We start from the raw sequence: 15894 nt of genomic DNA on the forward strand, positions 1-15894 counted from the left end.
CCAATGGCACCATGACGCGGTGACCCACGCACGGCAGCAACCGCACCCCGGCCCCGTCCAGGTCGTCGCCCACCGAGGAGCCTCGGAGGACGCGCCGGAACACACCCTGGCCGCCTACGTGAAGGCCATCGAGGACGGCGCCGACGCCCTGGAGTGCGACGTACGGCTCACGGCCGACGGGCACCTGGTCTGCGTCCACGACCGCCGCGTCGACCGTACCTCCAACGGCCGCGGGGCCGTCTCCACGCTCGAACTCGCCGACCTCTCCGCGCTGGACTTCGGCGCCTGGAAGAAGTTCAAGGAGCGCGAGGACTCCGGCCAGCCCGCCGAGCTCCCCGACTGGCGCGACCCCGAGCACACCTCGGTCCTCACCCTGGAGCGGCTCCTGGAGCTGGTCTCCGACGCGGGCCGGCGGGTCGAGCTCGCCATCGAGACCAAGCACCCCACCCGCTGGGCGGGCCAGGTCGAGGACCGGCTCCTCGCGCTCCTGAAGCGTTTCGGCCTGCACGCGCCCGTGGCGGCCGAGGAGTCCCCGGTACGGATCATGAGCTTCTCGGCCCGCTCCCTGCAGCGGATCAGCGTCGCCGCGCCGACGCTCCCGACCGTCTCGCTCACCCAGTTCGTCACCCCCCGGCTGCGCGACGGGCGCCTCCCCGCGGGCGTGCGCGTGGCGGGGCCCTCCATCCGGATCGTCCGCCACCATCCGGCCGTCATCCTGCGCCTCCAGAAGGCCGGCCACCAGGTCCACGTCTGGACGGTGGACGACCCGGAGGACGTCGAACTCTGCCTGCGCCTCGGCGTCGACGCGATCATCACCAACCGGCCCAAGGCCGTCCTCACACAGCTCGGACGCACCTGAACCACGTCCCCGGACGCCCCGCCGGGGGCGGCCGGGGGAGTGCACCGGCGCGTTCGGCACCTACGCGATCGTCACTTGTGCTCCACCCCACCCGGAACAGGCGGTTTCCGGTCGTGGTCACCGGGGCATCCACACGGTGGCGTGGGGCGAAGGAGGTCTCGGGGGTGGCGTTGGTGGTGGCACAGAAGGTGCCCACGTCGTCGAGCATGGCCGTACCCCATGGCCCTGCGGGCGTGGGGGAAGCGCGACACCGGATGCGGGACGAGCTGTACCGCAGCGGGGTGTCGGAATCGGTCGTCGACGACGCGGTCCTGATCCTGTCCGAACTGCTCAGCAACGCCTACCGGCACGGCAGGCCGCTGGGCCGCGCGGACCGGGGAGAGGGCGATGTCCTGGCGGCCTGGCGGCTCGATCCGTCGGGCGGGCTGACGGTCGAGGTCACCGACGGGGGCGGTCCCACGAGACCCGTCCCGTCGACGCCCTCGGTCACGGCACGCGGCGGACGCGGGCTCAACATCATCGGCGCCCTGGCCCAGGACTGGGGCGTGCGCGACAGCGCGACGGGCGAGGTCACGGTCTGGGTGATCGTCACGGAGGGCCACCGCCGCGAGGACTTCGCGGCCCGGGTCGGCGCCGGCGGCTCCGGCTTCGACCTCCTCGACGCGTACGACGACCTGGACTGAGGCGACGCGTCCCGGACGCCGGACGGACGACGGACGGACGACGGACCGGTGGTCGCTCGGGCGGATCGCTCGGGCGAGCGCTCGGCGGGAGCTCCGCGTACGGGGCGCGGGCCATAGGAGCACCGCGTACGGCGCGCGGGATAGGGCAGCACCGCGTACGGGCGCGGAGCGCGTGGGGTGGGAGGCGTTTCCGGCCGGTCCACGGTGACGGGTCCGGGGCACGCCCGGCCCGCCGGAGCCCGTGGCCGACGCCGGGGCCGGCACCGTAGCCGATATGCCGGGTGGTCAGGGCACGGCTGAGCTTGCGGCGGCGTCGGGACGGCTAGGCTCGCGCCCGACACAGCACCGCGATCGGGAGAAAGCCACACCATGGCCAAGAAGCGCCCCCAGACGAAGGCCGGCAAGAGCGGCCAGGCACAGGTCACGAGCGGGGAGATCCCGGTCGTCGGCGCGCGCGAGCCGTGCCCGTGCGGTTCGGGCCGCCGTTACAAGGCGTGCCACGGCCGGGCCGCCGCGCACGCCGCGACCGAGCACGTCCAGCGCCCCTTCGAGGGCCTGCCCGGCGAGTGCGACCTGGTCGCGCTGCGCGAGCTGGTGCCCGCCGCCACCGTGCCGCTCACCCTCAAGGGCGGGCTGCCCGACGGCGTCCCGTCGGTGACGCTGGCGACGGTCCTGCCGATGGCCTGGCCCGCGCTCCGCCGCGACGACGGCTCCGTGCTGCTCGCCCTGCAGAACGACGGCACCTCCGGCGACCTGTCCCGCGACCTCGCCGACACCCTCCAGCGCGCGCTGGAGACCGAGCCCGGCAACCCGGTGCCGCCGCGCCGCGTCGAGCCCGAGGGCCCGCGCCTCCAGGACCTCCTCGACACGGACGCGCCCTTCGAGCCCGAGGTCCACACCGGCTTCGAGTTCTGGATCCCGAAGTCGGCGGACGGCGCCGACCCCGAGGTCGCCGCCTCCCTGGAGCGGGCGAACGCCGCCGCGATCCCCACGGAGAAGCTGGCCTCGGTGGACGCCGCCTACTGGTGCGAGACCCCGGACAAGAACCACCTGCGCTGGGTCATGCCGCACCCGGAGGAGAAGCTCCTCGACGCGCTCGCCCGCCTCCAGGCCGCCGGCACCACCTCGCTCGGCCCGGACACCCGCCTCGTCGGCTCCTTCCGCGCCCACGGCCTGATGGTCCCGGTGTGGGACCTGCCGTCGGCGATGACCGCCGAGCAGTGCGAGAAGCCCGCCGCCGAGTTCGCCGGGCGACTGGCCGAGGCGCTCACCGTGGAGACCCCGCTCACCGCCGAGGAGCGTCGCGCGCGCGGCGGCCTCACGAACCGTCAGGTCACTCTCAGCTGATACCCCGCGTGGTATCGGTGACTGACAGACCAACCAGTCGGTGACTTCCGCCACAGCGGAACCTACGGCGGGGTAAATCCCTGTCCGAATAACCGAGATCGAATTTGCGAACCGCAGATCTCTTGTTACCGTTCTGGAAGCCCGGTCGCTGGTGCATCCCCCGTCGCCAGCGACCGGGCGTTTCCATGCCCGCCCCCGCCGTCGCGTCGGGGAGACCTCTCAACTCGCTTGGTCGTCGGCCGTGTTGCTGCCCGAGCGGACCAGCAGCGGCGCCTCGCCGCCTTCTTCCCCCGCCGCGAATTCCGCCACCGCCGTATGCGCGCGAGCGGCGCCCGTACCCGGCTCCCTCGGGGTCTCGCAGGTGCCGGGCTCGTCCCGCGCGGGGACCGCGCACCGCACCTGCACCGTCCGCCCGCCGGGCGCCATGAGGGTCACAATCGCGTCGATCTCGCGGCCGGTGGCGTTGCGGTAGTAGGTACGCCCCCAGACGTCCGGGCCTTCGGACAGGACGCAGGTCTGCGCCTCGACACCCTCGGGCGAGGCGACTTCGGGGCCGCAGCGGCTGACCCGCTCGGGCACCCCGGCGGCCTCGGCGGCGACGCTCGCCGACGGCGGCACCTCCTTCGGGACGGCGGGCCGGGCGCTCCCGCCGGTCCGGCCCTCCCCCTCCTCCCCTCCGAGCCCCAGCTCGCCCAGCACCCCTCCGGCCACACCGCCGAACTGAGCGTCGCCGGCCGGAGCACCACCAGACTGAGCACCATCGGACTGAGCACCGTCGGACTGAGCACCGTCGGACTGAGCGTCCCCAGCCTTGGCATCGCCCGGCTCGGCGCCCGGCTTGGCGCCCGGCTCGACGTCGCCGGAGTCGGCGTCACCCGCCGGGGACCGGCTGCTGCCCGAAGGGGGGAGTGCCGGAGCGTGGGCCGTCGACGGCGGCGCTCCGTCGGGCCGGTCCGCCTTGGCGGCCAGCGGGACGAGGACGGCGATCGCGACGGCGGTGCCGAGGCCGGCCATGCGGAGGTGCGCCGGGCTCAGCCGACTCATGCGACCCACCTGCTCTGTTCGGGGACCGGTCCCGCGTGGGGAGCGATCACGGACGGTGGGCCGAACCTACCGGCGCCGGACGGGCGCCCGGCGGGCCGCGCGCCGGATTCCCGTACGCGTCGGCCCGGGACACACCCGTTCGGGTGAACGGTCAGTACGCGAGCCGGCTTCCGCCGCCGGGGGTGGCCGTGCTCGCCGCGACCAGTGCGTCGACGACCGCCTCCACGTCCGGCAGCCAGGGGCGGGCCGAGCCGGCGAGCGGCTCCCGCTCCCAGTGGACCCGGCCGGTGCCCGCCGTGGACGGCGGCATCAGCAGATAGCCGCCCTCGCCGTGGAACCGCAGCGAGCTGGGCACGCTGTCCTTCGCGTACAGCAGCTCGCCGAGCCGTTCGAGGCGGTACGGGGCGACCAGGATCGACCAGCGGGTCGGCGTCGCCACCACCGGGCCGAGCCGCATGCCCATCGCGTCGAGCTCCCGCAGGGCGCGGGCGCCCGCGGGGGCCGGCAGGCTCACCGCGCAGGGGGCGCGGCCTCCGGTGGCAAGGAGGATGGGGGCGTCCGGGCGCCGGGTCCACCACCAGCGGATCATCCGCTCGTCGGTGGTGGCGGCCAGCAGGCCGGGGTCGAAGGGGTGGGCGCCGGGGACCACGCACTCCGGATCGGGACACGCGCACACCGGCCCGCCGTCGCCGCCGGTCCGCGCCGCACCCCCGGACCGCCCGGCCGTACGGCCGGCACCAAGCTTCTCGGCACGGTCCACCGCGCCACCGGCACCAAGCTTCTCCGCACGGCCCGTGCCGGACCGCTCCGTTCTTCCCGCGCCGGAGACGGCCCGCAGGCCGCCGCGGACGAAGGTCTTCGCCCTGCCGGCGGGCTCCGTCAGGCCCACTCCCGGCAGCACGGGCCAGTCCCACTCGACCGCGAAGGTGACCGCCGCGTCCTGCCGTGCGGTCCTCGCCTTGCGCCGGAACCGGAGCCTGCGTCGCCTTCCGAGGATCTCGCGCATGAGCGCTCGTTCCTTTCCGTTGAACGCCGAATCCACATCACACCATGTGCGGATCTCTTCACCGTGCGTATCAGCGCGTACAGCGTCGGCGGTGCGTCGCCCCGCTCGGGGGCGGGGCCGGCCGGAACGGGGCCGGGTCACAGTCGGGTCGAAGCCGGTTTCAGAACGATCCCCGCCACGCGGGGTGGGACTGCGGCCTGTGGCACGTAGGACGCCAGGATTCCGCTTCTCGATCCCGGGGCGTCGTCAACTGCCCCTGCCTGTCATCGATTACGTACCCCGCACGCTCAGAATGACGCGCTTTCAAACGACGCCAGTCGACCGCAAATGGTGCACGCAGGGGGCAATTTTCAGCCAAGTTCGCGCCCACTTCAACCCCTGCGCACGAGCTCGCCGAACGCCCTGCGGACACCACAAGTCCCACAGGGACGATGCTGGACATCGCTCCTCGGGTGCGTGTACATGTGGAGACATCGAGCGGCGCAAAATGACATGGGGGTTTGCGATGCCATGGCGTCAAACGCACCGGTCGGAAAGCCGACCGAGATGAGCACCCCGCACCTGCCGAAACACCTGCAGCAGCACCTTCCGAAAGTGGCCGGAATCGACTCCACAGTTCCCGCGCCACCGCACACTAAGGCGCCCCTCGCGGGCGTCCCCGCCGCCGCGGCCCCCGCGGACGCGGTTCCCGCGCCCGGCGCGCTGATCACGGACCGCCTGGCCGGCTGGGTCTCCGATCTCACCACCCTCCACGAACTCACCGAGCGGCTCATCAGGACCGCCACCCTCGCCGAGGCCCTCCACGAGCTCCTCGGCGCCGGAGCCGCCCTCGTCGGCGCCCGCCGCGGCATGGCCGTCCTCGAACCCGCCGACGGCCTCGGCCCCACCGCCACCATCGGCCTCGGCCTCGCCCACGCCGACCTCGGCACCATCGAGACCGTCCCCCGCGGCGCCACCAGCTACGGCCGCCTCCTCGACGGCCTCCCCGACCCGGCCGATCCGGGCCGCGTCCCCGAGCCCATCGCCATCCACGACGTCCGCACCGAGGAAGGCCTCGACCCCCGCCACCGCGAGGTCGCCGCCCGCCTCGGCTACGCCGCCAGCTACGCGCTCCCGCTCGCCACCGAGGAGGCCGGCCGGCTCGGCGCCGGCGTCTGGCTCTACGACGAGCCCGCCGCCCCCACCGACCGACAGCGCCACCTCATCGGCCTCTACGGCCGCTTCGCCACCGAGCACCTCGCCCACCTCCTCCAGGTCGAGCGGGCCCGCGTCCAGGTCTCCACCATCGCCGAGGAACTGCTCCCGAGCCGGCTCCCCCGCGTCCCCGGCGTCCGCCTGGCCGCCCGCCACGGCACCGGCCCCCGGGGCGGCGGCGACTGGTACGACGCCCTGCCGCTGCCCGAAGGCGCCCTCGGGCTCTCCGTCGGCTCCGTCTCCGGCACCGGACCCAGCGCGCTGGCCGCGATGGGACGGCTGCGCGCCTCGCTCCGCGCGTACGCGGTGATGGAGGGCGAGGACCCGGTCGCCGTCCTCTCCGACCTGGAGCTGCTGCTCCGGCTCACCGAGCCCGCCCGCTCGGCCACCGCCCTCTTCGCCTACGCCGAACCGGCCCGCCGCCGGCTCGTCCTCGCCGGCGCCGGCCACACCCCTCCGCTGCTGATCGGCGAGCGCCGCACCGAGTACGTGGAGACCTCCCTCTCCGCCCCGCTCGGCATGCTCTCCTGCTGGGAGGCACCCAGCGTGGAGCTGTCCCCCGCACCAGGAGAAACGGTGCTGCTGTACACGGACGGGCTGCTGCGGCGCACCGGCGACCCCATCGACCGCGCCTTCGCCCGGCTCCACGCGGCCGCCGCGAGCGTCCCCCGGACGGACCGGGACGATCCGGGCGCGATCGCCGACCACGTCCTGCGGACCGTGCTTCCGGACGGGCTCGACCCGGCGGTGGAGGGCGAGGACGTGGTGCTGCTCGCCGCCCGCTTCGACTGATCGCGGCGGCGACCGCTCGGTAACGGGCCTTCCGGCCCTGGGCCCCCTTCCGTACGACCGTACGATGGAGGGGGTTCAGTGTCGTACCAAGAGGAGGCAGACCCGTGGCCGAAGAGCTCACGCCGGAGACCCCGGACGAGGCCGAGGAGCCGATCAAGCAGCGGAAGAACGGCCTGTACCCAGGCGTTTCCGACGAGCTCGCCGAGAGCATGAAGTCCGGCTGGGCCGACACGGAGCTGACCGGCCTCGCGCCGATCCCGCAGGCCGAGCGGACCGCCGCCCGGCGCGCCGCGCTCTCCGCCCGCTTCCCCGGCGAGCGCCTGGTGATCCCGGCGGGCAACCTGAAGACCCGGTCGAACGACACGGAGTACAGCTTCCGCGCCTCCACCGAGTACGCGTACCTCACCGGCGACCAGACCCACGACGGCGTCCTCGTCCTGGAGCCGACCGCGACCGGCCACGACGCCACGATCTACCTGCTGCCCCGCTCCAACCGCGAGAACGGCGAGTTCTGGCTCGACGGCATGGGCGAGCTGTGGGTCGGCCGCCGCCACTCCCTCGCCGAGGCGGAGCAGTTGCTCGGCCTCCCCGCGAAGGACGTCCGCGAGCTGGCCGCCGCCCTCGCCGAGGCCACCGGCCCGGTCCGCGCCGTGCGCGGCCACGACGCCGGCATCGAGGCCGCCCTCACCGACAAGGTCACCGCCGAGCGCGACGAGGAGCTGCGGGTCTTCCTCTCCGAGGCCCGGCTCGTCAAGGACGACTTCGAGATCGCCGAGCTGGAAAAGGCCTGCGCCGCCACCGCCCGCGGCTTCGAGGACGTCGTGAAGGTCCTCGACAAGGCCGAGGCCACCAGCGAGCGCTACATCGAGGGCACCTTCTTCCTGCGCGCCCGCGTCGAGGGCAACGACGTCGGCTACGGCACCATCGCCGCCGCCGGCCCGCACGCCTGCACCCTCCACTGGGTCCGCAACGACGGCGCCGTCCGCTCCGGCGACCTGCTCCTGCTCGACGCCGGCGTCGAGACCACCGAGCTCTACACCGCGGACGTCACCCGCACCCTGCCGATCAACGGCCGGTACACCGACATCCAGCGCAAGATCTACGACGCCGTGTACGAGGCGCAGGAGGCGGGCATCGCCGCGGTGAAGCCCGGCGCCGCCTACCGCGACTTCCACGACGCCGCCCAGCGGGTGCTCGCCGAGAAGCTCGTCGAGTGGGGCCTCGTCGAGGGCCCGGCCGAGCGCGTCCTGGAGCTGGGCCTCCAGCGCCGCTGGACCCTGCACGGCACCGGCCACATGCTCGGCATGGACGTCCACGACTGCGCCGCCGCGCGCACCGAGGCGTACGTCGACACCACCCTGGAGCCGGGCATGTGCCTGACCGTCGAGCCGGGGCTCTACTTCCAGGCCGACGACCTGACCGTGCCGGAGGAGTACCGCGGCATCGGCGTCCGGATCGAGGACGACATCCTCGTCACGGAGGACGGCAACCGGAACCTCTCGGACCAGCTGCCCCGCCGGTCCGACGAGGTCGAGGCGTGGATGGCCGGCCTGAAGGGCTAGACACCGCCACACCGTGAAGGGCCCCTTCCCAGGGGCCCTTCACGCGGTTCGGGCCGGCCGGCACGCGGTTCAGGCCAGCAGGAGGGACGGGCTGTCCTTCCACTTCAGGATCTTGTCGAAGCTGACCACCGCGCCGCCCCGGCCCGAGCGGCCGAAGTGGACGTGGTCGGAGAGCTCCTCGATCAGGCGCAGGCCGCGGCCGCTCTCGGCGTCCGGCCGGGCCGCCCGGGCGGGCGCCTGCGGCGAGCCGGGGAAACCCGGCCCCGCGTCGGCCACCTCGATGCGACAGGTCTCGCCGTCGAGGAAGGCCGTCACCCGGTACGCCTCCGAGGCCCGGCCCGCGGCGGAACCGCCACCGTGCTCGACCGCGTTGGCACACGCCTCGGTCAGGGCGACCGACAGCTCGTAGGAGACGTCGGGATCGACCCCGGCCGTCTCCATGGTGCCGAGGAACAGGCGCCGGGCGAGCGGCACGCTCGCGGCCTCGCGCCGCAGATGGAGTGACCACCAGATGCTCATGCTCCAGCCTCCCGGCAGCGGCTCGACATACCCCTAGCTATTGCCGCCCGCGGCGCTCCGTAAGCGCCCGGTGGCGTCAAGAGCGCCCGTTCGGCGGACGCGAGGGGGTCGGGCTCCGGTGTATGCCCCGGCCGGGCCCGGCCTGTGCGGGGGCAGGGCACCGCGGCGCGTCCCGGTGCGTCTTGGCACGTCAGGACGCGTCCCGGCACGTCCGGGCGCAGCCGAAGGCCTCTCCGAGGGGTGCCCGCGGCCGCCTCGGCGGGGCCTTCGGCGGGTTCTCGTTCGGCAGGCCGCCTGTGGGTCCTCACAGGTCCTCGCGGGTGCACACGGCTCCGGATTCTCTCTGGTGCCCCTCCCGAGGCTCCCCCAGTGGATCACCCGGCGGAACTCCCGGTGGTCCCTGGCGCATCCGCCGGTGGATCTCCCGAGGCTCCCTCCGGTGCTTCTCCCGGTGGATCTCCCGGCGTATGTCCTCCCGAACACCCCCAAGGCCGACCTTGCGGACCTGCCTCCTGCGGGCGGGTGCCCTGGTGCGATGATGGGGCCGCCATGTCTGCCCCCGCGCTCGCTCCACGGCTGCTGAGGGCCGCGGTGTTCACCGCGGTCTGCGTCGTGCTGTCCGCGCTGGGACACGCCCTCGCCGCCTGCGCGGGCATCGCCCTGTGGACCCTCCTCGCCGGCTTCCTCGGCGTCTTCGGGGTCACGGTCCTGCTCACCGGGCGCGAGCGCTCGCTCGGCTTCGTCGTCGCCACCCTGGCGGGCGGACAGCTCGGGCTCCACCTCCTCTTCGGCCTCGGACAGCGGCAGCTCACGCTGAGCGCCAGGGCCGACGACACGCTCGTCCGCATGGCGGCCAAGCTCGTCTGCGGCTCGGGCGCGGCCAACCTCACCCCCGGCGACGCCGCCGGAATCCTCAGCCGGGCCGGGATCGACCCGGCCGCCGCCTCCGCCCACGCGGGCGCGCACGGGGCCGCCGCGCCCGCCGACGCGCTGCTGCCCGGCCTGCCCATGGTCCTCGGGCACCTGCTCGCCGCCCTGGTGGCCGGCTGGCTGCTGCGCCGGGGCGACCTGGCGCTGGTCCGGCTCGTCGAGCTCTCCGAGCAGCGCGCCGGCGAGCTGGCCGAGAGCGTGCCGGTACGTTCCCTGCGCGCCGCGCTCCGGCTCGTCCGGGCCCTGCTCGCCGGCCTCGCGGCGCTGGTCCCGGCCGGCCCCCGGGGCCGGATCCGCACCGCTCTCGACTCGCCGCCCCCGCCGGTGGCCGGGGCACTCCAGCACACGGTGATCCGCCGCGGCCCGCCGGCCGCCGCCTGCGTCCTCGCAGCCTGACGCGGTCCGCTCCAGGGGGAGCGGGGCCGCGCCCGTCCGCGCCCCTCCGCCCGGGTCCACCCGTGGCGCCGCGGCCGCCGGAACGGACCGCCTTCTTCCTCGCGGGCCCGCCAGGGCCCCTTCACCGAGCCGGAGTGTCTTCCGTGTCTTCCACGAACCTGTCCCGCATCGCCCTCGCCGCCGGCACCGCCGCGGCCTCCGTCGTCCTGCTGTCGGGCACGGCCTTCGCCCACGTGAGCGTGCAGCCCCAGGGCGAGGCCGCCAAGGGCGGCTACGCGACCGTGAACATCAAGGTCCCGAACGAGCGCGACAACGCCTCCACCGTGAAGCTGGAGGTCAGCTTCCCGCTCGACCACCCGCTCGCCTCCGTCATGCCGCAGCCGGTCCCCGGCTGGAAGGCCGAGGTCACCAAGGCCAAGCTGGACAAGCCGCTGACGCTGCACGGCAAGCAGATCAACGAGGCCGTCTCCAAGGTCACCTGGACCGCGGACGGCTCGAAGATCGGCCCCGGCCAGTTCCAGCAGTTCCCGCTCTCCCTCGGCCAGCTGCCGGAGGACGCCGACCAGCTCGTCCTCAAGGCCATCCAGACGTACGACAACGACGAGGTCGTGCGCTGGATCGAGGAGCAGAAGGGCTCCGAGGAGCCGCAGAACCCGGCCCCGGTCCTGAAGCTCTCGGCCGCCGGCGCCGACCACCACGGCGGCGGGGCCACGCCCACCGCCTCGGCCTCCGCCGCGGCGGACGCGAAGGCCGGTCACGAGGACGGGGCCGGCGCCCACACCGAGACGGCGTCCGCCTCCTCCAGCGACACCACGGCCCGTGTCCTCGGGGTCCTCGGCATCCTCGTCGGCGTCGCCGGCGTCGCCTTCGGCGTCCTCGCCGGCCGCCGCCGCTCGGCCTGAGGCACACCCCGGCCGGTTGCCCGGCACGCCGCGGCACACCTGGTACGCCTGGTGTGCCCGGCACCCCCGGCGGGCCGGGCACACCCGGCCGGACCCGCACCTCCCGTACTCCGAAAGACACTCACCCCATGTCCACAGAGAAGACGTCCCCGTCGCAGAGCGGCGGAGACGGCACCGCAGGCCGCCCCGGGCGGCGCACCCCGCTGATCATCGCCGCCGTCGCGATCGTCGCCGCCCTCGGCATCACCGTCGCGGTCGGCCTCGGCGGCGACGACGGCAAGAACGCCCCGTCCTCCGGGGTCGCCGTGATCGAGGGCGTCACCGAGAAGAACCGGGCCGCCACCGTCCTCGACCGGCCCTTCACCAAGCCCGACCTGGTGCTCACCGACACCAAGGGCGAGCGCTACGACCTGCGCGAGCGCACCAAGGGCAAGCCGACGCTCATCTACTTCGGCTACACCAACTGCCCCGACGTGTGCCCGCTGACGATGAGCAACATCGCCATCGCCAAGAAGCAGCTCCCCAAGGCCGACCAGGACAAGCTCCAGGTCGTCTTCGTCACCACCGACCCCGAGCGGGACACGGCCGCCTCGCTGGCCAAGTGGCTGCCGGGCTTCGGCGACCCGTCCTTCACCGGGCTCACCGGCGACTTCGCGACGATCCAGGCCGGTGCCCGCTCGATCGGCATCGGCATCGACCCGCCGAAGAAGGAGAAGGACGGCACCGTCGTCTCCATGCACGGCGCCCAGGTCATCGCCTTCTCCCCCACCACCGACCAGGGCTACGTCCTGTACGGGGAGGACGCCACCGTCGACGACTATGCCAAGGACCTGCCGAAGATCATCAAGGGGGAGAACCCGTGACCCGCCGCACCACCGCCCTGACCGCCTCCGTGGCGCTCGCCGCCGCGCTCGCGCTCACCGGGTGCTCGTCCGACAGCGGAAAGCCCGAGCTGAAGGTCAGCGGCGCGTACATGCCCCAGCCCGTGATGGACATGGCCGGCGGCTTTCTCACCATCGAGAACACCGGTGACACCGCGGACAAGCTCACCTCGGTCACCAGCCCGCTCTCGGACGACGTCACGATGCACGAGACGAAGAACCAGAAGATGCAGGCGGTGAAGTCCTTCGACATCCCCGCCAACGGCGAGCTGAAGCTGGCCCGGGGCGGCAACCACCTCATGTTCATGGAGCTGAAGAAGCAGCCGAAGCAGGGCGAGAAGGTCAGCGTCGAGCTGCACTTCGAGAAGGCCGACCCGATCACGGTCGAGCTGCCCGTCGAGGCCACCAACCACAACCCGCGGCAGCACTGAGCTCGTTGACGGAGTGACACAGTGACGACATCCACCGCCCCCCGCCTCGGAACCGCCCTGGCCCGGCTGCTCGTCCTCGCGGCCGCGCTTCTGGGCGTGCTCCTCGCCGGCGCCGCACCCGCCTCCGCGCACGCGGCGCTGACCGGGAGCGACCCCGGCGACGGGGCGGTGGTCGCCACCGCCCCCAAGGAGGTCGGCCTCACCTTCTCGGAACAGGTCGCGATGAGCGCCGACTCGATCCGGGTCCTCGACCCCTCGGGCCGGCGCGCCGACACCGGCGAGATCATCGACCTGTGCAGCGGCGCCGTCGTCAAGTACGGCGTGGCCCTGCGGGCCGGTCTGCCGGACGGCACCTACACCGTCGCCTGGCAGACCGTCTCCGCCGACAGCCACCCCATCGCCGGGGCCTTCACCTTCTCCATCGGCGCCCCCTCCGCCACCTCGGTCGCGCTGCCCGAGCAGTCGGCCGGCGGCGGGGTCGTCGGCGCCCTCTACGGGATCGCGCGCTATCTGTCGTACGCGGGCTTCGCCGTCCTCGTCGGCGGCGGCGCGTTCGTGCTGCTGTGCTGGCCGCGCGGCGCCGGCGTCCGGCCCGTGCAGCGGACCGTGGTCCGGGGCTGGCTGACCCTCACCGGCGCCACCCTGGTCATGCTGCTGCTCCGCGGCCCGTACACCGGCTCCGGCAAGCTCGCCGACGTGTTCGACCTCGCGGGGCTCCAGGCCGTGCTCCAGACGAAGACGGGCGCCGCGCTCACCTCCCGGCTGCTGCTGCTCGGGGCGGCCGCGCTCTTCGTCGCCGTCCTCTTCGGCGCGTACGCCCGGCGCACCGACCCCAAGGAGCGCAAGGACCTCGCCTTCGGCCTGGGCCTGGGCGGCACCGCGGTCGCCGCGGGCATCGCCGGCACCTGGGCACTCGCCGAGCACGCCTCCACCGGCATCCAGCCCGGCATCGCCATGCCGGTCGACATCCTGCACCTCCTGGCGGTCGCCGCCTGGCTCGGCGGCCTCACCACCCTGCTCGTCGCCCTCTACCGGGCGCCCTCCGTGGAACGCGCGGCCGTCGAGCGCTTCTCCCGGGTCGCCTTCGTCTCGGTCGCCGTCCTGGTGGCCACCGGCGTCTACCAGTCCTGGCGCCAGGTCGGCTCCTGGTCCGCCCTCACCGGCACCCGGTACGGACAGCTGCTCCTGGTGAAGATCGGCCTGATGGCCGTCCTCGTCGGCATCGCCTGGATATCCCGCCGCTGGACCCGCCGCCTGACGGAACGGACGACGGCGGAGACCGCGGAAGAGGAGCTTGAGCAGGACCTTCAGGAGGAGCCCGCGGAGGAGGGCCGCCAAGAGGAGACGGGCACGGAGGAGCCGGGCGCGAAGGAGACCGGCGCCGGGGAGACCGGCATCGAGGCGACCGGCGCCGAGGAGACCGCCCCCGAGGACGAGCCGGATCCCGAACGCGCCGCTCAGCTCGCCCGGCAGCGGGCCGCCGTGGCCACCGCCCGGCGGAAGAAGGCGCGGGACGCGGACCCCGAGCGGACCGGCCTGCGCCGCTCGGTGCTGACCGAGGCCGCCGTGGCCGTCGTCCTGCTCGCCGTGACCACCGTCCTCACCTCCACCGAACCCGGCCGCACCGAGGAGGAGGCCGGCCGGAACGGCGGGACCACGGCCGGCTCGGCCGCGGTGCCCGACCGCCCGGTCGACATCCGCCTCCCCTTCGACACCGGCGGCGTGGACGGCAAGGGCGTCGTCCGGCTCAGCCTCGACCCCGGCCGCACCGGCGCCAACGCCCTGCACCTCTTCGTGGAGCGCCCCAACGGCAAGCCGCTGGACGTCCCCGAGATCAAGGTGAACCTCACCCTGGAGGAGAAGGGCGTCGGCCCGCTGCCCGTCGCCCCGGACCGGATCCAGACCGGGCACTGGAGCGCGAGCGGCGTCCAGCTTCCGCTGCCCGGCGAGTGGCGGATCCAGGTGACGGTCCGCACCTCCGAGATCGACCAGACCACCATCGAGAAGAACGTCAAGATCGGCTGAATGACCGTGAGCAACCCTCCCCTGACCGGCTCCGCGCCCGAAGGCACCCCCGGTACCGACAGCGGCCACCTCGACATCTCCCGGCGCCGGCTGCTCGGCACCGTCGGCGCGGCGGGTGCCGCCGGCCTGGTGATCGGCGCCGCCGGCGGTGCCGGGATCGCGGCGGCCGTCTCGGAGGACGGCACCACCGCGCCCGCGGGCGGCTCCCGCGCCCTCGGCTCCGTGGGCGCCACCGAGGTCGGCTTCCACGGGAGGCACCAGCCCGGGATCACCACCCCGCCGCAGGCGCGGGGCCATCTGGTCGCCTTCGACCTCGCGCCCGGTGCCGGGCGCCGGGAGGCCGCCGCGCTGCTGCGGCGCTGGTCGGCGACGGCGCGGACGCTGATGGCCGGGGAAGCCCCGCCCGAGGACACCGGGATCGCGCTGGACGCGGGACCGTCCTCCCTCACGGTCACCTTCGGCTTCGGCCGCACCTTCTTCGACCGGACCGGGCTCGCCGCCCGGCGCCCGGCGCAGCTCGACCCGCTGCCCGCCTTCTCCTCCGACGCGGTCGACCCCAGGCGCTCCGAGGGCGACCTGTGGGTGCAGATCGGGGCGGATGACGCCCTGGTCGCCTTCCACGCGCTGCGCGCGCTCCAGAAGGACGCCGGGGACGCGGCCCGGGTCCGCTGGCAGATGAACGGCTTCAACCGCTCCGCCGGGGCGACCGCGCGCCCGATGACGTCCCGGAACCTGATGGGGCAGGTCGACGGCACGAACAATCCGAGGACCACCGACCCCGACTTCGACCGGCGGATCTTCGTCCCGGCCGGGGCGGCCGGCGCCCAGGACTGGATGGCCGGCGGCTCCTACGCGGTCGTGCGGCGGATCCGGATGCTCCTGGACGACTGGGAGACGCTGACGCGGGAGAAGCAGGAGCAGGTCATCGGCCGCCGGAAGGCGGACGGGGCGCCGCTCACGGGCGGCACGGAGACCACTCCGCTGGACCTGGACAAGCTCGGCCCCGACGGCAAGCCGGTCATCCCCGGCAACGCCCACGCCCGGATCTCCGCCCCCGAACAGAACGGCGGCGCGGCGATGCTGCGCCGGCCCTTCTCCTTCCACGACGGGATCGGCACGGACGGCACCCCGGACGCCGGGCTCCTCTTCGTCTGCTGGCAGGCCGACCCGCTGCGCGGCTTCGTTCCGGTGCAGCGCAAGCTCGACCGGGGCGACGCGCTGTCGGCCTTCATCCGGCACGAGTCGAGCGGTCTCTACGCCGTACCGGGCGGGGCCGCCGAGGGCGAGTACGTCGGCCAGCGACTGCTGGAGTCCTGACCCCGG

At 74.1% G+C, this 15894-nt stretch carries 14 protein-coding genes; 11 read left to right on the forward strand and 3 right to left on the reverse strand.

Annotated elements, in window-relative coordinates:
* Window positions 1–19 precede the first annotated feature (19 nt).
* From ACFZCF_RS11465 to ACFZCF_RS11475, 3 genes are all read left to right on the forward strand, one after another.
* Window positions 20–859, forward strand: a complete 840-nt coding sequence (locus ACFZCF_RS11465; protein ID WP_388442195.1) for a glycerophosphodiester phosphodiesterase — start codon at window positions 20–22, stop codon at window positions 857–859.
* Between the two features lie 77 nt (window positions 860–936).
* A complete protein-coding gene (locus tag ACFZCF_RS11470; RefSeq protein ID WP_388442197.1) occupies window positions 937–1542 on the forward strand; it encodes an ATP-binding protein in 606 nt (201 codons plus the stop codon).
* Between the two features lie 369 nt (window positions 1543–1911).
* Window positions 1912–2889, forward strand: a complete 978-nt coding sequence (locus ACFZCF_RS11475; RefSeq protein ID WP_388442200.1) for a DUF5926 family protein — start codon at window positions 1912–1914, stop codon at window positions 2887–2889.
* A 219-nt stretch (window positions 2890–3108) separates the two neighbouring features.
* On the opposite strand, the gene ACFZCF_RS11480 is transcribed toward ACFZCF_RS11475, so the two are convergent.
* Window positions 3109–3933: a hypothetical protein gene (locus ACFZCF_RS11480; RefSeq protein ID WP_388442203.1), complete on the reverse strand. Its 825-nt coding sequence runs from the start codon at window positions 3931–3933 to the stop codon at window positions 3109–3111.
* Window positions 3934–4084: 151 nt separating this feature from the next.
* Window positions 4085–4939 carry a bifunctional DNA primase/polymerase gene (locus tag ACFZCF_RS11485; protein ID WP_388442206.1) on the reverse strand — a complete coding sequence of 285 codons (855 nt, stop codon included), beginning with the start codon at window positions 4937–4939 and terminating at the stop codon, window positions 4085–4087.
* Between the two features lie 492 nt (window positions 4940–5431).
* Here ACFZCF_RS11485 and ACFZCF_RS11490 point away from each other — a divergent pair, with 492 nt between their 5' ends.
* Both ACFZCF_RS11490 and ACFZCF_RS11495 read left to right on the forward strand, forming a co-directional pair.
* Complete coding sequence (locus tag ACFZCF_RS11490; RefSeq protein WP_391286671.1) at window positions 5432–6925, forward strand: SpoIIE family protein phosphatase; 1494 nt, start codon at window positions 5432–5434, stop codon at window positions 6923–6925.
* Window positions 6926–7029: 104 nt separating this feature from the next.
* On the forward strand, window positions 7030–8487 hold the full coding sequence (locus tag ACFZCF_RS11495) for an aminopeptidase P family protein (protein WP_388442209.1): 1458 nt from the start codon (window positions 7030–7032) through the stop codon (window positions 8485–8487).
* A 69-nt stretch (window positions 8488–8556) separates the two neighbouring features.
* Here ACFZCF_RS11495 and ACFZCF_RS11500 read toward each other — a convergent pair whose 3' ends face one another.
* The gene (locus ACFZCF_RS11500) at window positions 8557–9006 is read right to left on the reverse strand and encodes an ATP-binding protein (RefSeq protein WP_388442211.1); all 450 of its coding nucleotides are present in this window, start codon (window positions 9004–9006) and stop codon (window positions 8557–8559) included.
* A 549-nt stretch (window positions 9007–9555) separates the two neighbouring features.
* Here ACFZCF_RS11500 and ACFZCF_RS11505 point away from each other — a divergent pair.
* From ACFZCF_RS11505 to efeB, 6 genes are all read left to right on the forward strand, one after another.
* Window positions 9556–10332, forward strand: coding sequence for a hypothetical protein (locus tag ACFZCF_RS11505; protein ID WP_391286198.1), 777 nt, complete (start codon window positions 9556–9558; stop codon window positions 10330–10332).
* A 143-nt stretch (window positions 10333–10475) separates the two neighbouring features.
* Entirely contained in the window at window positions 10476–11234 is a 759-nt protein-coding gene (locus ACFZCF_RS11510) for a YcnI family protein (RefSeq protein WP_388442217.1), read from the forward strand.
* Window positions 11235–11362: 128 nt separating this feature from the next.
* Window positions 11363–12097, forward strand: a complete 735-nt coding sequence (locus tag ACFZCF_RS11515; RefSeq protein ID WP_391286200.1) for an SCO family protein — start codon at window positions 11363–11365, stop codon at window positions 12095–12097.
* The gene (locus ACFZCF_RS11520; RefSeq protein ID WP_391286202.1) at window positions 12094–12546 is read left to right on the forward strand and encodes a copper chaperone PCu(A)C; all 453 of its coding nucleotides are present in this window, start codon (window positions 12094–12096) and stop codon (window positions 12544–12546) included. Before ACFZCF_RS11515 ends, ACFZCF_RS11520 begins: the two co-directional genes overlap by 4 nt.
* Window positions 12547–12567: 21 nt before the next feature.
* The gene (locus ACFZCF_RS11525; protein ID WP_391286204.1) at window positions 12568–14571 is read left to right on the forward strand and encodes a copper resistance protein CopC; all 2004 of its coding nucleotides are present in this window, start codon (window positions 12568–12570) and stop codon (window positions 14569–14571) included.
* Window positions 14572–15888, forward strand: coding sequence for an iron uptake transporter deferrochelatase/peroxidase subunit (gene efeB, locus ACFZCF_RS11530; protein WP_391286206.1), 1317 nt, complete (start codon window positions 14572–14574; stop codon window positions 15886–15888).
* The last annotated feature ends 6 nt before the right edge of the window (window positions 15889–15894 follow it).

The organism is Streptomyces sp. NPDC007945 (genome assembly GCF_042958885.1).
GTDB lineage: Bacteria > Actinomycetota > Actinomycetes > Streptomycetales > Streptomycetaceae > Streptomyces.